The sequence below is a fragment of the Pseudomonas sp. N2-3-1-14 genome (assembly GCF_041228395.1).
In the GTDB taxonomy this organism is placed as follows: Bacteria; Pseudomonadota; Gammaproteobacteria; order Pseudomonadales; family Pseudomonadaceae; genus Aquipseudomonas.
In genome coordinates, this window is record NZ_CP166199.1 from 1,514,427 (window position 1) to 1,535,399 (window position 20,973).

Genomic DNA, 20,973 nt, shown 5'->3' on the forward strand with positions numbered 1-20,973 from the left:
CGTCATATTTCAAGCCTGATACAGGCGTTCATGTTCAGCCACCACAAAGGGAGCGGCGGGTGAGTCTCACAGGTCCTGCGCAGCGTATGAGTAAAACAAGCTTTCAGCGACTGGTGCTTGGCCTTGTCTTGAGTTCCTTATTGGCGGCCTGTTCGAGCACGCCATCGAGCGGTGCGCGGGTGGTTGACCGCAATAAAGCAGCGCCGCAAAAACCGACGGTCACCACCGGGCAGTATGTAGTGCGAAAGGGGGACACGATGTTCTCGATCGCCTTCCGTTACGGCTGGGATTACAAGGCGCTCGCAGCTCGTAACAATATTCCTGTGCCCTATACGATACATCCAGGTCAGACCATTCGTTTCGATGGGCGCACCGGTTCAACGCCTACGACAGTTGTGACAAATTCCGGATCTTCGCCGTCGTCTTCGAGCAAAACCACGATCATTACCCGGCCTGCAGGCACCGCCGCGCCTACTGTTGCGAGCAAACCGGCGCCTGCGCCGTTGCCGCCTGCAGGGCCTGCCCCGACCGGTTGGGGATGGCCTTCAAACGGGGTGTTAATTGGAAAATTCTCTTCAAACGGTAGTTTGAATAAAGGCATTGATATCGCCGGGGATTTGGGACAGCCTGTTTTAGCTGCGTCTGATGGGACAGTGGTGTACGCCGGGAGTGGTTTGCGGGGCTACGGCGAACTGGTCATCATCAAACACAGCGATACCTACGTCAGTGCTTACGGTCACAACCGCAGGCTGTTGGTTCGGGAGGGGCAGCAAGTCAAAGTCGGACAGACAATTGCCGAAATGGGGTCAACTGGTACAGACCGGGTGAAACTGCACTTTGAGATTCGCCGCCAAGGGAAACCTGTAGATCCGCTGCAATTCCTTCCCCGTCGTTGATGTGTTGCACAGCCTGTTCCCTCACGTAGAAGGAACAGGCTCCAGCGTTGCCAAGGATAGAGGCGTCGCTTGAGCTTGAGGTCGAACTCACCAAAGGACTATAACAATGGCTCTCAGTAAAGAAGCGCCGGAGTTTGACATCGACGATGAGGTTCTCCTTGAAATGGAGATACTCACCGAAAAGGAATCGATGTCGAATGATGAAGGGTCTGCTACACCTTCAGTTCGCACCAAATCCAAGAACTCCACCGCGTTAAAGCAACACAAGTACATTGACTACACGCGGGCGCTCGACGCAACGCAGCTGTACCTCAATGAAATCGGCTTTTCCCCTCTGCTCACTCCCGAAGAAGAAGTCCATTTTGCGCGCTTGTCGCAAAAAGGCGATCCGGCTGGGCGCAAACGCATGATTGAAAGTAACTTGCGCCTGGTGGTGAAAATCGCCCGACGCTACGTCAATCGTGGGCTGTCGCTGTTGGACCTGATCGAGGAGGGTAACCTGGGCTTGATCCGGGCGGTGGAGAAGTTCGACCCTGAGCGGGGCTTCCGCTTTTCGACCTATGCCACTTGGTGGATTCGTCAGACCATCGAACGGGCGATCATGAATCAGACCCGCACGATCCGGTTGCCGATCCATGTGGTCAAGGAGCTCAACGTCTACCTGCGGGCGGCGCGTGAGCTGACACAAAAACTCGATCATGAACCTTCGCCTGAAGAGATCGCCAACCTGCTGGAAAAGCCGGTAGGCGAGGTTAAGCGCATGCTCGGCCTGAACGAGCGCGTGTCTTCGGTCGATGTCTCGCTGGGTCCGGATTCGGATAAAACCCTGCTGGACACCCTGACGGATGATCGTCCGACGGATCCTTGCGAACTGTTGCAGGACGATGATCTTTCCCAAAGCATTGACCAGTGGCTGTCTGAGCTCACGGACAAGCAGCGTGAAGTGGTGATTCGCCGCTTCGGCCTGCGCGGCCATGAGAGCAGTACCCTGGAGGACGTAGGTCTGGAGATCGGTCTGACTCGTGAGCGGGTGCGGCAGATCCAGGTAGAGGGCCTCAAGCGCTTGCGTGAGATCCTGGAGAAGAATGGCTTGTCGAGTGAGTCGTTGTTCCAATAAACGACGCGGGACTAAGTGTGGGAGCGGGCTTGCTCGCGAATGCGGAGTGTCAGTCGACAGATGTGCCGACTTATCCATCGCATTCGCGAGCAAGCCCGCTCCCACATTTTTTTGTGTCCGGGATTGCGTGAGTGTTGCGCCAAATCCCAGGCATAAAAAAACCCCGCTTTTGAGGGCGGGGTTTTTTCGACTAAGTCAGTACAAGTTAGATAACTTGAACTTCTTCAGCTTGCATGCCTTTCTGACCGCGGGTAGCGATGAAAGAAACCTGTTGGCCTTCTTTCAGGCTTTTGAAGCCGTCGGATTGGATAGCTTTGAAGTGAACGAACAGGTCGTCACCGGATTGTGGAGTGATGAAGCCGAAGCCTTTTTCATCGTTGAACCACTTAACGGTACCAGTTTGGCGATTAGACATGGTGTATCTCCTTGGACAAAGTTAACTGCGACTCAGGAAAAGCCCTGGCCGAGACTGAGTGCAAAGAGCAGGAAAAATTCTTGGAGATGGTTGGATCGAAATTCAACATATCGTGTAGAGATTCTCAGTGACACAAGCAGCACAGTGGCGCCACCTTAACCCTTTTTCCGGAACGTGCCAATGGTATTTCCGAAGGTTTCTCTATTTTCGTGACTGGCGGTGGTATTTACAGTCACAGGGGACCGCACTATAAGCCCCGGCCCTGTTGGCTGCGACTTGCAGCAGCCGGTGCATTCATCAAGAAAAGCCCCGCGCCCTTTGAACCCCGCAGCCGGCCCCGGTAAGATGCCCAACAGAATTTTTCCACCTCGCTATTCAGGACACCCGCCATGAGCATCAAATCGGACAAGTGGATTCGCCGCATGGCGCAAGAGCACGGCATGATCGAACCGTTCGTTGAACGCCAGATCCGTGGCGCCGGCGACGCTCCGGTGATTTCGTACGGTGTTTCCAGCTATGGCTACGACGTGCGTTGCGCCGATGAATTCAAGGTGTTCACCAATATCAACTCGGCGATCGTCGACCCGAAGAACTTCGACGAGAAGAGCTTCGTCGACGTCAAGAGCGACGTGTGCATCATCCCGCCAAACTCCTTCGCCCTGGCGCGCACTGTGGAGTTTTTCCGCATCCCGCGTGACGTGCTGACCATCTGCTTGGGTAAAAGCACCTACGCGCGCTGCGGCATTATCGTCAACGTGACGCCGCTTGAGCCCGAGTGGGAAGGTCACGTGACCCTGGAGTTCTCCAACACCACCACGTTGCCGGCCAAGATCTACGCCAATGAAGGCGTGGCACAGATGCTGTTCCTGCAGTCCGACGAGGCTTGTGAAGTCTCCTACAAGGACCGTGCAGGCAAGTATCAGGGCCAGCGTGGCGTCACACTCCCACGCGCTTGATCGAAAGGTCTTACACGTTAAGGGAATTAGTCTGCGGGAAGTGACTCTATTGGGTGTACTGCCTCGGTGCGTGCAAAACGCGCCGAGCCACGCTTGAGGAGTACTTTATGAAGATCGACCCGCGAATCAGCGCCGAACTCGCCCGGCTTGAACCCAACCAGATTGGTGTTCTGGCCTGGTCCCTGATGGCCGACCCTGCGTATGCAGGCGGCATCCCCGGTCAACCTGATCAAGATTGGCCGCAACCGCCCACCGAGCCTGGTGAACCGACGCTCCCCGATGAGCCGCCACCCGCGCCTGTCGCCTGATCGTTCAGGGCAGGAGACATGGCCGGTTCTTCAGCACGCCGGCCATACGTCCTCATCGCCGATCACAAAGATCTGCCGATCGTCGCGCTGTTCCACTGAATAACCCCCGGTAAAGGCGCCAAACGCCGGCAGCAGGCTGATCTGCGACCCGAGCTGAAAGCACGGCAGGCGCAAGCTCTGACGGCCCCTGCCGCGCAATCGATAAACTGGGTGCACATGCCCCGCCAGTACATGGTGGCTGGCATGCGCGTCCGGTTCGTGTTGCAGGGCGAACGGCCCCATCAGCAAAGGCTCCTGCACCACCTCAATGCCCAAGTCGGCCGGTGGGTCACCTGCGCGTTTATCGTGATTGCCGCGAATCAGCGTCAGGCTCAGGTCGCGATTGCGCTCACGCCAGGCTCTCAAGGCGCTCAGCGTGCCGCTGGCGTGAGAGCCGGGGCCGTGCAGGAAGTCACCGAGAAAGATCACCTGCTCGCACGGCAAGGCCGATAACAGCCGGTCCAGGCGTTGCAGGTTTTCAGTCGTGGTGCCTTGGGGCACCGGTTGCCCAAGGCTGCGGTAGGCGGAGGCCTTGCCAAAATGCACGTCGGCAATCAGCAGGCACCGACGTGATGGCCAGTACACGGCCTTTTCCGGCAGCAGCCACAGCTCTTCCCCCTCAAGCATTACCGAACAGTGCATCAGCGTTTCCCGTTATCTGCGACTTTTTCCAGGTCCTTGACCATCCGTGCAATGCGCTCCGAGAGTTTCTCCGAACTCATGCTCTCGCGCATCCGCTCAACCAGCAGTGGGAAGGCCAGCGGTGTAGGCCGTTCGATCAGGTGCAGGTCCAGTTTCAGCGCGGCCAGATGGCGCAATGTCTGTTCCAGCCGACGAATATCCAACTCATCACGCAGGACTTCTTCCCCCGCCTGGGTCAGCAGCAGGTTCTGCGGGTCATATTGCTTGAACACTTCAAAAAACAACCCGCTGGAGGCCTGAACCTGCCGCGTGCTTTTTGGCGCCCCGGGGTAACCCGCGAACACCAGCCCGGCGATGCGCGCGATCTCGCGAAAGCGCCTGAGGGCCAGTTCCCCGGCATTCAGGCTGGCTATGACGTCGGTCAGCAAATTTTGCGGACTCAACAACGCTTCGTTCAGCAGCAATGGCCAATCCACCGGCGTGGCGCTCAACAGCTCCAGCCCGTAATCATTCACCGCAATCGAAAAGGTCACCGGCTGCTGTTGGCTGACCCGCCACGCCAGCAGGCTGGCCAGGCCCAGATGCACTTGGCGTCCGGCGAAGGGGTAAAGAAACACGTGCCATCCCTCCCGCGACTTCAGGGCTTCGGCCAGCAAATGCGTGCGCGTCGGCAGGCCCGACCAGCGCAACTGGGTTTGCAGCAAAGGCTGCACTGCCTGCATTTCCGGGCCGTCAAAATGCCCGTGCGCCGCCGCATCAAAACGCTCGACCACCGCCTGCGCCAGCTCGTTGGAAAGCGGCATGCGCCCGCCATTCCAACGCGGCACGGCGGCTCTTTTCGCGGTGCTGCGACGCACGTAAGCAGTCATGTTTTCCACGCGCACCAGTTCCAGCAAACGCCCGGCAAACAGGAAACCATCACCGGGTTTGAGCCGTGCGATAAAGCCTTCCTCGACACTGCCCAGGTTCTTGCCACCGCCGCCCTTGCTCCAGAATTTCAGCTGGATACTCGCATCACTGACGATGGTGCCTACGCTCATGCGATGGCGCCGCGCCAGGCGTGCATCCGGCACGCGCCACACGCCGTGCTCATCGGGCTCCACGCGGCGGTAATCCGGGTAAGCCGTCAGCGACAATCCGCCATGGCGCACAAAACCCAACGCCCAGGCCCAGTCGGCTTGCGTGAGGTCACGGTAAGCCCAGGCCCCGCGCACTTCCGCCAGCAGCGCGTCCGGCGTAAAGCCTCCGCCCAGCGCCATGCTCACCAAATGCTGTACGAGCACGTCCAGCGGCTTGTAAGGCGATTCACGCGCTTCGATGCGCCGCTGGGCGATTGCGTCCTGGGCGGCGGCTGCTTCCACCAGCTCCAGGCTGTGGGTCGGCACCAGCGTCACCCGGGACGGCCGCCCTGGCGCGTGGCCGGAGCGTCCGGCGCGCTGCATCAAGCGCGCCACGCCTTTGGCCGAGCCGATTTGCAGCACGCGCTCCACCGGCAGAAAATCCACGCCCAAATCCAGGCTGGAGGTGCACACCACCGCTTTGAGCTGGCCGTCTTTCAAGGCTCGCTCCACCCAGTCGCGCGTTTCGCGCGAGAGTGAGCCGTGGTGCAGCGCGATCACGCCCGCCCAATCCGGGCGCGCCTCGAGCAACGCCTGGTACCAGATCTCCGACTGCGCCCGCGTATTGGTGAACACCAGGCAACTGCTGCTGGAGTCAACTTCGGCGACGACTTGCGGCAACATCTTCAAACCAATATGCCCGGCCCAGGGAAAACGCTCGGTGGTAGGCGGTAACAAGGTATCGACCTGCAGCGTTTTGGCCGTTTGCCCCTGCACGTTGATCCCGCCACCTTGTGGGACCAAAACCTCCAGTGCGTGAGCCTGATTACCCAGCGTCGCCGAAATTCCCCACACCATCAGTTCCGGATGCCAACGCCGCAAGCGCGCCAGCGCCAGTTGCAGCTGCACGCCACGCTTGTTTCCGATCAGTTCATGCCATTCATCCACGATGACCATGCGCAAGTGCGCCAGGCTCGATTCACTGTCGGCACGCGCCAGCATCAACGTAAGACTTTCCGGCGTGGTAACCAGCGCGGTGGGCTGGCGGCGGGTTTGACGTGCGCGTTCGCTGCTGCTGGTATCGCCGGTGCGCAGGCCGACGCTCCAGGGAATCTGCAGGGCCGCCAGCGGCGCTTCAAGGGCGCGTGCAGTGTCGGCGGCCAGCGCGCGCATGGGTGTAATCCACAGCACCGTCAGCGGCTCAGCCGGCGGTTTGCGTTTGCCGGTGGCGGGCGGGCGAGTGATGGCGAAACGGTTGAGGGCGGCAAACCACAGTGCATAGGTTTTACCCGCGCCGGTGCTGGCATGCAGCAAGCCTGACTGACCCTGCTTGACCGCCGCCCATACCGCTTTCTGAAAGGCGAACGGTTTCCAGCCCTTGGCGGCAAACCAGTTTTTTGCGAAGTCGAGGGGTTTTGCCATGGATGGGCTGACGCTCTGGAGGCTCTCATTCAGAGACCCTCCAGGCGCCGCAAAGGTTTACTTCAAATTGCCGCTCAAAAACTGCTGCAGGCGCTCGCTCTTCGGATTGCCCAGCACATCCGCAGGCGCACCTTGCTCTTCCACCAGGCCCTTGTGCAGGAACAGCACCTGGCTCGACACCTTGCGCGCAAAGCTCATTTCGTGGGTGACCATGATCATGGTGCGGCCTTCCTCGGCCAGCCCCTGGATCACCTTCAATACTTCACCGACCAGCTCCGGGTCGAGGGCCGAGGTCGGCTCGTCGAACAGCATCACCTCCGGCTCCATGGCCAGGGCGCGGGCGATGGCCACCCGTTGCTGTTGGCCACCAGACAAAAACGCCGGGTATTGATCGGCCACGCGCGCCGGCAAGCCGACTTTGTCGAGGTAGCGACGGGCGCGGTCTTCGGCGTCCTTCTTGCTGCAACCCAGCACCCGACGCGGCGCCATGGTGATGTTTTCCAGCACGCTCATGTGGCTCCACAGGTTGAAATGCTGGAACACCATCGCCAGCCGTGTGCGCAGGCGTTGCAGCTCGGCGTCGTCGGCCACGCGCATGCCGTGGCGGTCGCTGACCATGCGGATTTGCTGGCCGTCGAGGGTCATCGCGCCGTCGTTGGGGGTTTCCAGAAAGTTGATGCAGCGCAAAAAGGTGCTTTTGCCCGAACCGCTGGCGCCGATCAAACTGATCACATCACCGGTCTTGGCCTTGAGCGAGACACCTTTGAGCACTTCATTGTCGCCATAGCTTTTATGCAGGCCTTCAACGGTCAATTTGTACATGGGGCGTGCATCCTCAAGGCGAAAGTAGGTAGCCGCTGCGGTAGGCTTCATGGCCTGCGACATGGCTGATCACCATGCCGGCCGTGGCCATGCGCCGCAGCGAACGGGCGTAAAGCAGGCCGGCGCTTTTACAGTGCACGGGCGTTACGCGGTCAGTAAGGGGGTCGATGATTTCGGCGATCAATTGCCCGGCTTCCAGGTATTCACCGGGCAAGGCGCTGAAGACCAGCAAACCGCCAACGGGCGTGGTCACAGGCTCGACGCCCGCCAGTGGGGTGGCCGGGTAGGGCAATGGGGGCAGTGGCGCCGCGGTGCCGTCAATCGCGCCGAAGTGGATCAGGTAGTCGATGATCGCCTGGCAGTCGAGGCGGGCCAGGCCGTGGTTGACGTCGCCCTGGCCGCGCAGTTCGACGGTCACCGAAAAGCTGCCCATGGGAATCGGGAAGCGCTCGCCAAAGCGTTGCTGCAACTGCCACCACACCAGGGTGAAACATTCATCGAAGGACTGCCCGCCGGAATCGGTGGCAAGCAAGTTGGCTTCCGAGCCGATGTAGCGTGCCAGCGGCTCCACCTGCGGCCAGGCTTCGGGCGTGGTGTACAGGTGCGCCACGGCTTCGAAGTCGCAATGCAGGTCAAGCACCATGTCGGCATCGCAGGCCAGGCGTTGCAGCACCAGGCGTTGGGATTGCAACTGGGTGTCGGCCGCTTGCCGGGCGAGGGCATTGGACAGCGCGGCACGGATCAAACGGGCGTTGTGCTGCGCGTCATCCCCCAGCAAATACTCGACCTGGTTACCCACCTCTTCACTGAGGTCGACAAACCGGCGGTTGAAATTCTGTCCGCTTTCCAGCTCGTAGCGGCCCAGCGGAATATCCATCAACACTTGCTCCAGGCCCACCGGGTTGGCAATTGGCACCAACACGATTTCGCTGCGCAGCCTGCCGGCCGCCGCCAACTCGGCGAGGCGGGCCTTGAGGTGCCAGGCCACCAGCATGCCCGGCAGTTCGTCGGCATGCAGCGATGACTGGATGTAGACCTTGCCTTCAGCCTGTTCCGGGCCGAAGTGGAAACTGTGAATCTGCCGCGCCGTGCCTGGCACCGGCGCGATCAGATCATGTACCTGATGACGCATGACGACTCCTTAATGGCTCGGCCCGAGAAAGGCCAGCCAACGGCGCTCCGCCAGACGAAACAGCCCGACCAGCGCAAAGGTCACGGTCAGGTAGATCAGCGCAGCGATGCCGAATGATTGAAAGGTCATGTACGTGGCCGAGTTGGCGTCCCGGGCCACCTTGAGAATGTCCGGCACCGTCGCGGTGAATGCCACGGTGGTCGAGTGCAGCATCAGGATCACTTCATTGCTGTAGTACGGCAACGAGCGGCGCAGCGCCGACGGCATGATCACATAGGCATAGAGCTTCCAGCCGCTCAGGCCGTAAGCCTTGGCTGCCTCGACTTCGCCATGCGCCATGCTGCGGATCGCCCCGGCGAAAATCTCGGTGGTGTAGGCGCAGGTGTTCAGGGCGAAGGCCAGGATGGTGCAGTTCATCGCATCCCGAAAGAACGCGTCCAGCACCGGTTGCGCCCGCACGGCCGCAATGCTGTAGATCCCGGTGTAGCAGATCAGCAGCTGGATATAGAGCGGCGTGCCACGAAACAGGTAGGTGTAAAACTGCACCGGCCAACGGATGTAGCGTTTGCGCGACACGCGGGCGATGGACAGCGGGATTGACACCACAAAGCCAATCACCAGCGCTGCGCTGAGCAGCCACAGGGTCATTGCCAGCCCGGTGATGTGCTGGCCGTCGCTATAAAGGAAGGGGCGCCAGTATTGCTGCAGAAGTTCGATCATCGCACGGCCTCCCGGGACCCAGCGGAGTAGCGGCGCTCAAGCCAGCGCAGGACGACATTGGACGCGCTGGTGATCAGCAGGTAGATCAACGCGGCGATGACCAGGAAGTAAAACAGTTGGTAGGTGCTCTTGCCGGCGTCTTGAGCGGCCTTGACCAGGTCCGCCAGGCCGATGATCGACACCAGCGCCGTGGCCTTGAGCATCACCATCCAGTTGTTGCCGATGCCCGGCAGGGCAAAGCGCATCATCTGCGGGAAGGTCACGAAGCGAAACCGCTGCCCGCGCGTGAGCCCGTAGGCGGTCGCCGCTTCCAGCTGGCCCCGCGGCACGGCGAGGATCGCACCGCGAAAGGTCTCGGTGAAGTAGGCACCGTAGATGAAGCCCAGGGTGATAACCCCAGCGCTGAATGGGTCGATCTCGATGTAGTCCCATTCCATGAAGTCGGTAAAACCGGTCAGCCAGATTTGCAGGCTGTAGAAAATCAGCAACATCAGCACCAGGTCGGGCACGCCGCGAATCAAGGTGGTGTAGAGCTGGGCGGGGACGCGGATCAGGCTGACGCTGGACAGTTTCGCGCTGGCGCCGAGCAAGCCGAGCAGGACGCTGACGGCCAGGGAGGCGACCGACAGTTTCACGGTCATCCACGTACCTTGCAGCAACAGCGGGCCGAACCCCTTCAAACTGAAGGCACTCAGCCCCAGGGTTTGCAAAAGATCTTCAAACATGAATTCAGGACCTATGGCGATAAAAAAGCGCCCACCTCAAACAGGTGGGCGCCAGGGTGTTATTTACCGCTGTACAGGTTCAGATCGCCGAAGTGTTTCTTCTGGATGGTGGCGTAGGTGCCATCATCGTGTAACGCTTTGATACCTTTATCGAGCAAGGCCTTGAGGTCTTTGTTACCTTTTTTGATACCGACCGCCGTTTTGGATGGCAGCAATGGGTCGTCGATGGCCTTGCTGACTTCGTAGTCAGCGCCTGCCGGCGACTTCAAAAAGCCCAGCTCGGCTTGCAGCATGTCTTGCACCGAAGCGTCGAGACGACCGGACGTCAGGTCGGCATACACCTGGTCCTGGTTGGCGTAGGCCTTGGTGGTCACACCGGCTTTGTCCAGCACCGCCTTGGCGTAGGCTTCCTGGATGGTGCCTTGCTCGTAGCCCACGGTTTTGCCCTTGAGGGACTCAGGCGTGGAGAAGTTCGCGCCTTTTTTGAACACCAGGGACGTCGGGCCGGAGAACAGCTCGTTGGAGAAGTCGATCGCCTTTTCACGGGCTTCGGTCACGGTCATCGACGAAATCACGCCGTCGAACTTGTTGGCGTTCAGGCCTGGAATCATGCCGTCGAAGTCACTTTCAACCCACTTGCACTTGACCTTCAGCTCGGCGCAGATCGCATTGCCCAGGTCGATATCGAAGCCTACCAGGCTGCCGTCAGCGGCCTTGGATTCGAACGGCGCGTAGGAAGGATCGACACCAAAACGCAATTCCTTGTATTCCTTGGCTGTGGCAACACCAGCAGCCATGCACAGAGCCAGTGCAGAAAGGGTCAGCAATGCTTTTTTCATTATGTAATCCCTGGAAACCAAGATAAGCGCTTGTGGCGCGTTTAGGACTGTTACTGAACGGTGTCAGACGGATCACGAGTAGCAATTTCTGCACCATAGTTCCGAATGACTGTTTTAAAAGGTGGGATAAGGGAGATGAGAGTGTAGGAGATGCCCGAAAATGGGCATTGATTTTTCAGTGCACCATTTTGGATCTTGACGCGAATCAGACGTGGGAGCGGGCGTGCTCGCGAATGCGGCGGGTCAGTCAATTCATCTGTCACTGGCCCACCGTATTCGCGAGCAAGCCCGCTCCCACATGAGGATGTATTTCAGGTCAGGAGGTCCTGCAGCGTGGCCAGGTTGTCCGCCTCATCCACCGCCTTATCCTGGCGCCACCGCAGCATTCTGGGAAATCGCACCGCTATCCCGCTCTTGTGGCGCTTGGACAGGGCAATGCCCTCAAAGCCCAGCTCAAACACCATGCTTGGCGTCACGCTGCTGACCGGCCCGAATTTCTCCACCGTAGTTTTGCGCACAATCGCGTCGACCTTGCGCATTTCCTCGTCGGTCAGGCCTGAATAGGCCTTCGCAAACGGCACCAGCGTGCGTTCGGTGCCGGGCGGGCCGTCCCACACCGCAAAGGTGTAGTCGCTATACAGGCTGGCGCGGCGCCCATGGCCACGTTGGGCGTAGATCAACACCGCGTCGACGCTGAACGGGTCGACTTTCCATTTCCACCACACGCCCATGTCCTTGGTGCGGCCCACGCCGTACAGGCCGTCCTTGGCTTTGAGCATCATGCCTTCCACGCCCAACTGGCGAGAGGCCTCGCGTTGCTGCGCGAGGTCTGCCCAAGAGGTCCCCGTCAGCGAAGGAGATGGCAGCAGCACAGGCTGGTTGCACTGGGCAATCACCTGCTCGAGCTGGGTGCGGCGTTCGGCCTGGGTGTGGTTGCGCCAATCGTCGCCCTCGAACTCCAGCAGGTCGTAGGCGAGGACGGCGACCGGTGCATCTTCAAGCACCTTTTTGCTCAAGGTCTTGCGGCCGATACGCTGTTGCAGCAGCGCGAAGGGTTGCACCGCGTCCTTCCACACCACGATTTCGCCGTCGATCACCGTGCCATCCGGCAGGCCGCTGACCAGGCTGTGCAGTTCGGGAAAACGCTCGGTGACCAGCTCTTCGCCCCGCGACCAGACCCACAGCCGGCCTTCACGCTTGACCAGCTGCGCGCGAATGCCGTCCCACTTCCATTCCACCTGCCAGTCGGCGGGAGAGCCGAGCAGGGCGTCGAATTGCTCCACCGGCTGCGACAACCCATGGGCCAGAAAAAACGGATAAGGCTGCCCGCCGCGTTGCGCATGTTCGTCGGACGATTCGGCAGCGATCAGCTTGAGGTAGCCTTCAGGCGTAGGGCGATTGGACAGGTCGGTGTAGCCCACCAGGCGTTGCGCCACGCGCTTGCTGTCGAGGTCGGCCATTGCGGCGAGGGCGCGGGTGACCAGCAGTTTGGACACGCCGACGCGAAAGCTGCCGGTGATCAATTTGATACAGACCATCAGGCTCGGCTGATCCAACTGGGCCCACAGCGCGGGCAAGCGTTCGGCGAGTTCCAGAGGCGGCAAACCCCGCAGGGGCAGCAGCTTTTCTTCGAGCCACACCGCCAGGCCATCTTCCGAGGTATAGGCGGATTCGGGTAACAGCAGGGAAATGGTCTCGGCCAAATCGCCGACCGACTGGTAGCTCTCTTCGAACAGCCATGGCTCGATGCCCGAGGCTTCGGTGGCCATGTCGCGCAGTAAACGGGTGGGCACCAGTTGCCGAGGCCGCCCGCCGGACAGGAAATACACGGCCCACGCTGCATCGTCGGGCGGGGCTTGGCGAAAGTACGCCTGCAACGCGGCGAGCTTGGCATTGCTGGACGTGGTGGCGTCGAGGTTGGCGTACAACTCGGCGAAGGCTTTCATGCGCTGGCCTCCTCTTCGTCATCGCCGTATTCGGTGGTGAAACCCTGGGCATCCAGGCCTTTTTCCCGCAGGTGACGCACCAGAACGCCGACAGAACCGTGGGTGACCATCACCCGCTCGGCGCCGGTCTGCTCGATGGCCCACAACAGCCCCGGCCAATCGGCGTGGTCCGAGAGCACAAAGCCACGGTCCACACCGCGGCGCCGCCGCGTGCCGCGCAGGCGCATCCAGCCGCTGGCGAACGCGTCGCTGTAGTCGCCGAAACGCTTGATCCAACTGCTTCCGCCTGCGGACGGCGGGGCGATGATCAGCGCCTGGCGCAGCAACGGGTCGGTCTTTTTGAAGTCGCCGGCGTAGAGGGTTTCGGGGATGTAGATGCCGGCTTCGCGGTACACGCGGTTCAAGGGTTCGACCGCGCCATGGCTGAGGATCGGGCCAATGCTGGCGTCGATGCCATGCAGGATGCGCTGGGCCTTGCCGAACGAATAACAGAACAACACGCTGGCCTTGCCGGCGGCGATGTTGGCCTGCCACCAGTCATTGATCCCGGCAAAGATCTGCGCCTGGGGCTGCCAGCGGTAGATCGGCAGGCCGAACGTGGATTCGGTAATAAAGGTGTGGCAGCGCACCGGTTCGAAGGGTGCGCAGGTGCCGTCGGGCTCGACTTTGTAGTCGCCGGAGGCGACCCAGACTTCGCCCTGGTACTCCAGCCGCACCTGGGCTGAACCCAGCACGTGCCCGGCAGGGTGAAAACTCAGGGTCACGCCGTGGTGCACGAGTTTTTCGCCATAGGCCAGGGTTTGCAGATTGATGTCCTGGCCCAGGCGCGAGCGCAAGATGCCTTCACCGGGCGCAGCGGCCAGGTAGTGCTCGTTGCCGGTGCGGGCGTGGTCGCCGTGTGCGTGGGTGATGACCGAGCGTTCCACCGGCCGCCATGGGTCGATGTAAAAATCTCCGGCGGGGCAGTAGAGGCCTTCGGGCCGGGCGATGACAAGGTCCATGGGCGTGCCGGGGGCGATGGGCTTATCAGGTATGAGGGGACGGTGGGGCGAGAAGTTCTATCGGAATGCATAAGGTCAATGTGGGAGCGGGCTTGCTCGCGAAGGCGGTGGTTCAGCCAACTATTCAGTGACTAATCGACCGCCTTCGCGAGCAAGCCCGCTCCCACATTTTTGATCCGGTTTCTTCAGTGAAAAACCGGGTTACTTGCCGGGTGTGAGGGTCAAGCGGGTTTTCCCATACACCTTGTCAAAGTTCTGCGGCTGCATCGGGAAGCTCAGGTATTGCGCCTTGAGCGAGGGGTCGATGCCGTTCGCATAATTCGGGCTGGCCGGGTTGCCGGACTGGCCAATGCCGCCCTGGCCCATCATCGGTTCAATCTGGCCGAAGTCGACAATCATGCGCAGCGCCGGCACCTGGGTGGTGGTGAAGTCCTGGCCCCAGCGGTAGGGCGCCGGATTCAGGGTGTTGTGGTCGCCGCCGCTGGCGAACGGGCCGCGAATCACCTGGCCGTTGGTGTTTTTCCACGTGGTGGTGTGCAGCTTGCCCCACTGCCAGGCCTTGTGGTCAGCGCCCAATTGGCTGTCGCCGGCCGTGATCGCGGCGGCCAGGCTGCGGGCCAGGATCGCCGGTTTGTCTTCTTTTTGCGCCGTGCGCGCGTCGTCCCAGAACGGGCTGTCTTCGCGGCCCAGCAGGTGGTCGGCGTTGGCGGAGTAGGACAGGTTGGCGTTGCTGATAAAGGCTTTCCAGCTGGCGCTGTTTTCCGGGCCGAGTTCGTCGAGGAAGATCTGCTTGGTGCTTTCCTGCAGGAACAGCTCGTAGATCGCCGCGTCGGCAGACGTTGGCGCCAGTCGGCCATCAAACGCCATCAGGCGATTCAGCGCCTCGCGGGCCTTGGTCGCGTCGGCCGCCGGTAATGCATCAATCGCCTGTTTCAGCGGCTGGGCCATGCCCGGCGCCTGGAACATGGTCTTGAGTTTGCCGGCAAAGAGGGTGGTCTGGTCGTACTGCATGGCGATCATGCTGCGGCTGTCATGCTTGCCGGCGTTGGCCAACTGCGCCAGGCGTTCGCTGCGCTCCGGTGCGTCCCAGGAGTTGGACAGCTGCATGCCATAGCCGCGTGGCGCGGTGCGCTGGTTGGCGGTGCCGATCCAGCCTTGGGCCGGGTCCTGATCGTACGGGTGCAGCATCGCGTCGGCATAGCCGTCCCAGTCAAAGCGCGCGTCCCAGCCCGGCGACGGCAGCAGGCCTTGGCCTTCGCGGCGGTTGGGAAAGCGGCCGGTGACTTGCCAGCCGATGTTGCTGGCGTCGGCGAAGATCATGTTCAGGGCGATGGCGCGGATTTCCCGGGTCGCGTCCGACGCCTTGCCGGCGTTTTGCGCACGGGACAGGTCGAAAAACGCGTCCAGGCTCTTGTCGTCCTTGAAGTCGGCGGTTTGCAGGGCCAGGCCGAAACCGCTGGTCAGCGCCTGACTGCTGTTGAGCAGGGCGCCGTGGCGAGTTTCGTAGACCACTTCACGCAGTGGCCGCTGGCCTTTGGCGAAGTAGGTTTCGTTACGCACGGTGGCCGGCAGCCATTTGCCGTTGTTCTCGTAGTACAACGCGTTGCCTTGGCGTTTGACCTTTTCCAGGAACAGGTCCTGGGTGTCGCCCTTGACCGCGCTCATGCTCCACGCGACTTTGCCGTTGAAGCCGGACAACAGGGTCGGCAGACCGGCAATCGAGGCGCCGACTGCCTGGTATTTGGGCGCACGGATCTGCACGTAATTCCACGGCGACGGCGCTTGCGGCTGGGCGGCAAGGTCGCTGGCCAGCAGGCTTTTGCCGCTGCGGCTGCGTTGCGGGCCGATGGCCCAGTTGTTGGAGGTGGTGACCGCCAAGGCGTTGAGGCTGTTCAACTGCTGGCCGACGCTTTCCAGGCCCGCAAGGCCGGTGATCTGGCCCAGGTTCACGCCCTTGAGCTTGTCGGCCTCGTCCGCCGGGATTGGCTCATCCGGCGCGCTTGGCGTGAGCCAGGCGAGCTTGTCGACGCCGACTTTCTGCGCCAGCACCAACGAGGAGAGTTCTTCTTGCAGGTTGCTCGATTCGCTGAAGTTCAACAGGCAGAACAACAGCGCCGAATCTTCCGGTTTCCAGTACTCGGGCTTGTAGCCGGTCTGGGCCAGGTCCGGCGGCAGCTTGTCGCGGTAGCGGAACAGGTAGGCGTTGACGCCGCGGGCATACACTTCAAAGAAGCGCTTGAGGCGCGGCGACGACGCGTTGTACAGCTCGCCGGCGCTTTTTTTCAGGTTGACCGCGCGCATGAAGCGGTCGACATCCAGCACCTCCGGCCCGGACATTTCCGCCAGACGGCCCTGGGCCAGCAGGCGCAAGGTGACCATCTGGGTGATGCGGTCGCTGGCGTGCACATAACCGAGGCTGAACAGCGCGTCATGGAAGGTGTTGCTTTCGATCAGCGGCATGCCCTGGGCATTGCGGCGTACCGACACGTTCTGGGCCAGGCCTTTGATCGGCTGCACGCCGGCAACGGGCGGCAGGGTGTCCTGGGTGCTCTGGAGCTGGCAACCGGCCAGGCTTAATGCACTGGCCACTGCCGCGGCAACGCCGAACCGGGGAAGAAAATGTGAGAGGGCTGGCGAGGCCATGGCAAAGCTCCTGCGGGGGGTAGCGTCATTAAAGGCGCTACGTTAGTGAGCGCGGCGAAACGACGCAAGCAGGAGTTTGAGTCTTGCGCAAATCAACTGTGGGAGCGGGCTTGCTCGCGAATGCGGTGTGTCAGTCAACGAAGGTCTGACTGAACCACCGCATTCGCGAGCAAGCCCGCTCCCACATTTTGACCGAGTAAGACTTCAGATCAGGCTTTGGGTGGATTCACTTTCTGCACCAGCTCATACGCCCGAACCGTCGCCGGCCGTTCCTTGATGCTGTTGAACCAACGCTGCACATGAGGGAAGTCCTCCAGGCGCTGGCTCTGCCACTTGTGGGAAACAATCCACGGGTAGATCGCCATGTCGGCAATGCTGTAGTCCTCGCCCGCCACGAAGGCGCGGTCCGCCAGGCGCCGGTCCAGCACCCCATACAGGCGCGCGGTTTCATCGACGTAGCGCTTGATCGCGTAGGGGATTTTTTCCGGTGCGAACTGGCTGAAATGATGATTCTGCCCGGCCATTGGCCCCAGCCCGCCCATTTGCCAGAACAGCCACTGCAATGCCTCTTGGCGACCGCGCAGGTCTTTGGGGAGGAACTGGCCGGTTTTTTCCGCGAGGTACAGCAAGATGGCGCCGGATTCAAACAGTGAAATCGGCGCGCCGCCGTCGCTCGGGCTTTGGTCGACGATGGCCGGGATACGGTTGTTGGGAGCAATCTTCAGGAAGTCTGGTTTGAACTGGTCGCCCTGGCCGATGTTGATCGGGTGCACCTTGTAGGGCAAACCGGCTTCTTCCAGGAACAGTGAAACTTTGTGACCGTTGGGGGTAGTCCAGTAATACAGGTCGATCATGAAGCTCTCCAAATGAGCGAATGCCTGCAGGTATAGGTGATGATCCAAGGGCAATAATTCAATCAAACATTTGCGTCTAACCTTAGAAGCGTTTTACACAGCCCCATCGACCAGCACCTGCAACGACTGCTGTGAGCACCGTTCAATGCGCACTCGCACGCCGTAAACGTCGGCAAACAGCGCCGGGTCAAGCACCTCATCCGCCACGCCACTGGCGTACAAGCGGCCCTGGCGCAGCACGGCAATGTGGTCGGCAAACCGCGCGGCGAGGTTGATGTCGTGCAGCACCACCACGGCGATCAGGTTGTGTTCGCGCACCAGCCCACGCACGCAGTCCATGACCTTCAACTGGTAATTGAGGTCGAGGGCGCTGGTGGGTTCGTCGAGCAACATCACCTGTGGGCGGCGCGCGATGAGTTGGGCGAGGCTGACCAGCTGGCGTTGGCCACCGGACAAGGTGCTTAACAGTTGATCGGCCAGGTGTGCGATGCCGATGCGTTGCAACGCCTCAAACGCTTCACGCAGACAGGCCTCGCTGGACAAGGGAATGCCTTCGACATGGGCCACGCGCAATGCGGCGATCACGCTTTCCATCACGCTGAGGCTCAGGCCCGGCGGCAGGTTTTGCGGCATGTACGTGACGCGGCGCGCCCGCTCGGCCACGGACATGGCCGAAAGGTCCAGCTCACCCAGCCTTACCACGCCTTGCATCTTTTCCAGCCCGGCCACGGCGCGCAGCAAGGTCGACTTACCGGCGCCATTGGGGCCGATCAGCGCGGTCAGGCTGCCGTGGGGCAGGGTAGGCAAGTTCAGGTCATGCACGATTTGCCGCCGGCCATAACTGACGTTGGCGTTGTGCACCGATAAGCCCTGGTTCATAGCTGCCTCCCGCGCTTGAACACCAGCACCACGAAAATCGGCACGCCCACCAACGCGGTGACGATGCCGACCGGCACGATCACGCCCGGCATGATCAGCTTGCTGGCAATCGACGACAGCGCCAGCAGCAATGCGCCGGTCAAGGCGCTGGCGGGCAGCAGGAAGCGTTGGTCTTCACCCACCAGAATCCGCGCGATATGCGGACCGACCAGACCGATAAAACCGATCGTGCCTACAAACGCCACGGCGGTGGCCGACAACAAGCTGATGCGCAGCAACGAGAAAAACCGCAGGCGCTTCACGTCCACGCCAAAGCTTTGCGCGCGGTCTTCGCCCATGCGCAGCAGGGTCAGGCGCGGTGCGGCGGCGAAAGAAAACGGCATCACCACCGCCACGACCAGGGCGAGGATGCCGAGTTTGTCCCAGTTGGCCCGGGTCACGCTGCCCAAGGTCCAGAACACCAGTTGTTGCAAGACATCTTCAGTGGCAACCAGTTGCAGCAGGGCCACGACCGCATTGCAACTGAACACCAGCGCGATGCCGAACAACACCAGGCTTTCCACGCCCGCGCCGCGCAGGCGCGACATGGCTTGCAGCAAAAATACCGAGGCCGCCGCGAAGATAAAGGCCGAGATGGAAATCGCCGTGTTGGCCGACACCCACAACGTGGTCACCGGAAACACGATGACCAGCGATGCGCCCAATGCGGCGGCCGACGACACGCCGAGGGTAAACGGGCTGGCCAGTGGGTTATTCAGGATCGCCTGCATCTCAGCCCCGGCCAGCGACAACGCGCAGCCCACCAGCACGGCCATCAGCGCGTAGGGCAAGCGCACATTCCAGATGATGACGTGGTCGGTGGCGCTGAGGTGCGAGGGGTGCAGGATGCCGTCGAGCAAAGCCGGCAGGCCCATGCCCGACGGGCCACTGGCCAGGTCCACCAGCATCGCGCAGACCAGCGCCGTGCCCAGCAGTGCCAGCAGCCAGGCGCGGCGTGCCAGCAAGCGGCGGTAGCCGTGAGTGGCAGTTGCGAGGTCGAGGGTTTGAGTGGTCATTTGGCTCACACACATTTAACAAACGATGAACATCCAGGTGTGGGAGCTGGCTTGCCGGCGATAGCGGTGTATCAGTCGACTGATTCAGTGGCTGACACTCTGCTATCGCCGGCAAGCCAGCTCCCACTGACTGCGTTCCAACAGGGCGATAAGTGTTACTGGGTTTTTGCGTCAATCCAGTAAGCACCCTGCAACGGCATGCCCAGGAACTGCTGGTTGATTTGCTCCATGGTCGCCTGCGGGTCAAGCGTGGCGAACAGCTGCGGGTGCACCCACTTGGCCAGCGCTTCGATCGCCAGCAGGTTGTACGGCGAGTTGTAGAAGTCATGCCACAGGCCGTGGGCATTGCCTTCGCGGATGGCCCGAAGATTGGCGAATTCCGGCCGCGCCAACACCCGATCAAACGCCTCACGTGCTTCGTCAGTGCTTACGCCAGCGCCCAGGATCAGCCCAGGCTTGTGGTTGCCGGTGGCCACGTACACGTCCGGATCGGCTTTCAGCGCGTACTCGACGCTGATATCGCCCAGCGCACCCGGCACCACATCGGCGGCGATATTGCGCCCGCCGACCAGCTTGATCACTTCACCCATGCCGCTTTTGCCGGTGGTGTGCCCAGGTGCCTGCCAGGCACCGGCCAGCAGTTCCAGAAACACGCTCGGGCGCGGCCCCGCCGGCAGCGTGGCGACGGCGTCGGTGATGACTTTGATGTGCTGGTTATAGAAGGCCAGGAAGGCTTTAGCCTGGGCTTCACGCCCCAGCGCCTGGCCCAGCGCGATCATGCTGGTGTGGGTGCCTTGCACCGGGTTGATACGGAAATCGACGAACAACACCGGGATGCCCGCCTTGGCCAGCACGTCAGCCACTGCGCTGTGTTCGGTCGGCCCGTGGCCAGAGATGCTGAACACCGCCAGGTCAGGTTTGAGCGAGAGAATTTCCTCGGCGCTGACGCTTTGCTCGGAGGCTTGCCCGATCAACGGGATGTCTTTGACTGTCGCAAACTTCGCCACATAGGCGTTGTAGGTGTGCGGGTCCAGCAGCTTCAAGTCGTTCTGCCAGCCAACGATGCGCTGGAACGGCGCGTCCTTGTCGAGCAAGGCAAATGCCGAAATCAAGCGACCTTCGCCGAGCACCACGCGTTTGACATCATCCTTTACCTCGACCTTGCGGCCCAGCACGTCGGTGACTTCATGGGCGGCGGCGGTTTCGGCATGGCCGAGCACCAGCGCGGCGAACAGCACGCCGAGCTTGAGCACGTTTCGGGGTTTGAACATGGCGGAGGCTCCTGATGCGGGAAAGTTAGAACTCATAATCGACACTGGCGGTGAGGGTGCGGCCGGCGCCCGGGATGCGCGCATCGGCCCAGACAGTCGGTGCGACACTGCCGGCAGCGAGAAAGCCGAACATCGGTGCCAGGGTGGTGTGCAGCGTGTGACGGTGCGGAGTGGGCAGTGACATGGGCAGTGATCCGAGTCTAAATTACAATTACTCTCATTTAGCTTCGGTA

The 20,973-nt window shown here is 61.2% G+C and carries 20 protein-coding genes; 4 read left to right on the forward strand and 16 right to left on the reverse strand.

What is annotated here, in order from left to right:
- The first annotated feature begins 59 nt into the window (after nucleotides 1-59).
- Complete coding sequence (locus AB5I78_RS06955) at nucleotides 60-896, forward strand: peptidoglycan DD-metalloendopeptidase family protein (RefSeq protein WP_353188763.1); 837 nt, start codon at nucleotides 60-62, stop codon at nucleotides 894-896.
- Nucleotides 897-1,002: 106 nt separating this feature from the next.
- The gene (gene rpoS, locus AB5I78_RS06960) at nucleotides 1,003-2,013 is read left to right on the forward strand and encodes an RNA polymerase sigma factor RpoS (protein ID WP_016974430.1); all 1,011 of its coding nucleotides are present in this window, start codon (nucleotides 1,003-1,005) and stop codon (nucleotides 2,011-2,013) included.
- A gap of 205 nt (nucleotides 2,014-2,218) precedes the next feature.
- On the opposite strand, the gene AB5I78_RS06965 is transcribed toward rpoS, so the two are convergent.
- Entirely contained in the window at nucleotides 2,219-2,428 is a 210-nt protein-coding gene (locus AB5I78_RS06965; protein ID WP_002554837.1) for a cold-shock protein, read from the reverse strand.
- Nucleotides 2,429-2,817: 389 nt separating this feature from the next.
- Here AB5I78_RS06965 and dcd point away from each other — a divergent pair, with 389 nt between their 5' ends.
- Both dcd and AB5I78_RS06975 read left to right on the forward strand, forming a co-directional pair.
- Nucleotides 2,818-3,384, forward strand: coding sequence for a dCTP deaminase (dcd, locus tag AB5I78_RS06970; RefSeq protein WP_106577147.1), 567 nt, complete (start codon nucleotides 2,818-2,820; stop codon nucleotides 3,382-3,384).
- A 107-nt stretch (nucleotides 3,385-3,491) separates the two neighbouring features.
- Entirely contained in the window at nucleotides 3,492-3,692 is a 201-nt protein-coding gene (locus AB5I78_RS06975; RefSeq protein WP_106577146.1) for a hypothetical protein, read from the forward strand.
- A 30-nt stretch (nucleotides 3,693-3,722) separates the two neighbouring features.
- Here AB5I78_RS06975 and pdeM read toward each other — a convergent pair whose 3' ends face one another.
- From pdeM to AB5I78_RS07050, 15 genes are all read right to left on the reverse strand, one after another.
- Nucleotides 3,723-4,373, reverse strand: a complete 651-nt coding sequence (gene pdeM, locus AB5I78_RS06980; RefSeq protein WP_369300800.1) for a ligase-associated DNA damage response endonuclease PdeM — start codon at nucleotides 4,371-4,373, stop codon at nucleotides 3,723-3,725.
- Nucleotides 4,373-6,853, reverse strand: coding sequence for a ligase-associated DNA damage response DEXH box helicase (locus AB5I78_RS06985; protein ID WP_369300799.1), 2,481 nt, complete (start codon nucleotides 6,851-6,853; stop codon nucleotides 4,373-4,375). The genes pdeM and AB5I78_RS06985 overlap by 1 nt, the downstream gene beginning before the upstream one ends.
- Before the next feature lie 57 nt (nucleotides 6,854-6,910).
- Nucleotides 6,911-7,675, reverse strand: a complete 765-nt coding sequence (locus AB5I78_RS06990) for an ABC transporter ATP-binding protein (protein WP_106577143.1) — start codon at nucleotides 7,673-7,675, stop codon at nucleotides 6,911-6,913.
- Nucleotides 7,676-7,688: 13 nt separating this feature from the next.
- Entirely contained in the window at nucleotides 7,689-8,807 is a 1,119-nt protein-coding gene (locus tag AB5I78_RS06995; RefSeq protein WP_369300798.1) for a succinylglutamate desuccinylase/aspartoacylase family protein, read from the reverse strand.
- A gap of 9 nt (nucleotides 8,808-8,816) precedes the next feature.
- Nucleotides 8,817-9,527 (reverse strand): ABC transporter permease, encoded by a 711-nt coding sequence (locus tag AB5I78_RS07000; RefSeq protein WP_145161917.1) that lies wholly within the window; start codon nucleotides 9,525-9,527, stop codon nucleotides 8,817-8,819.
- A complete protein-coding gene (locus tag AB5I78_RS07005) occupies nucleotides 9,524-10,252 on the reverse strand; it encodes an ABC transporter permease (RefSeq protein WP_106577140.1) in 729 nt (242 codons plus the stop codon). The genes AB5I78_RS07000 and AB5I78_RS07005 overlap by 4 nt, the downstream gene beginning before the upstream one ends.
- A gap of 59 nt (nucleotides 10,253-10,311) precedes the next feature.
- Nucleotides 10,312-11,091 (reverse strand): transporter substrate-binding domain-containing protein, encoded by a 780-nt coding sequence (locus AB5I78_RS07010; protein ID WP_106577139.1) that lies wholly within the window; start codon nucleotides 11,089-11,091, stop codon nucleotides 10,312-10,314.
- A gap of 311 nt (nucleotides 11,092-11,402) precedes the next feature.
- Complete coding sequence (locus tag AB5I78_RS07015) at nucleotides 11,403-13,037, reverse strand: ATP-dependent DNA ligase (protein ID WP_369300797.1); 1,635 nt, start codon at nucleotides 13,035-13,037, stop codon at nucleotides 11,403-11,405.
- Nucleotides 13,034-14,038 (reverse strand): ligase-associated DNA damage response exonuclease, encoded by a 1,005-nt coding sequence (locus AB5I78_RS07020; RefSeq protein ID WP_145161921.1) that lies wholly within the window; start codon nucleotides 14,036-14,038, stop codon nucleotides 13,034-13,036. Before AB5I78_RS07020 ends, AB5I78_RS07015 begins: the two co-directional genes overlap by 4 nt.
- Nucleotides 14,039-14,239: 201 nt before the next feature.
- On the reverse strand, nucleotides 14,240-16,681 hold the full coding sequence (locus AB5I78_RS07025) for a penicillin acylase family protein (RefSeq protein ID WP_369300795.1): 2,442 nt from the start codon (nucleotides 16,679-16,681) through the stop codon (nucleotides 14,240-14,242).
- 209 nt (nucleotides 16,682-16,890) lie between these two features.
- The gene (locus tag AB5I78_RS07030; protein WP_145161927.1) at nucleotides 16,891-17,535 is read right to left on the reverse strand and encodes a glutathione S-transferase N-terminal domain-containing protein; all 645 of its coding nucleotides are present in this window, start codon (nucleotides 17,533-17,535) and stop codon (nucleotides 16,891-16,893) included.
- A gap of 93 nt (nucleotides 17,536-17,628) precedes the next feature.
- Nucleotides 17,629-18,414, reverse strand: coding sequence for an ABC transporter ATP-binding protein (locus AB5I78_RS07035; RefSeq protein WP_369300788.1), 786 nt, complete (start codon nucleotides 18,412-18,414; stop codon nucleotides 17,629-17,631).
- Nucleotides 18,411-19,469, reverse strand: a complete 1,059-nt coding sequence (locus AB5I78_RS07040; protein ID WP_369300786.1) for a FecCD family ABC transporter permease — start codon at nucleotides 19,467-19,469, stop codon at nucleotides 18,411-18,413. Before AB5I78_RS07040 ends, AB5I78_RS07035 begins: the two co-directional genes overlap by 4 nt.
- 155 nt (nucleotides 19,470-19,624) lie before the next feature.
- Nucleotides 19,625-20,740: an ABC transporter substrate-binding protein gene (locus AB5I78_RS07045; protein WP_369300785.1), complete on the reverse strand. Its 1,116-nt coding sequence runs from the start codon at nucleotides 20,738-20,740 to the stop codon at nucleotides 19,625-19,627.
- A 25-nt stretch (nucleotides 20,741-20,765) separates the two neighbouring features.
- Nucleotides 20,766-20,924 carry a hypothetical protein gene (locus AB5I78_RS07050; protein ID WP_369300784.1) on the reverse strand — a complete coding sequence of 53 codons (159 nt, stop codon included), beginning with the start codon at nucleotides 20,922-20,924 and terminating at the stop codon, nucleotides 20,766-20,768.
- Nucleotides 20,925-20,973 lie beyond the last annotated feature (49 nt).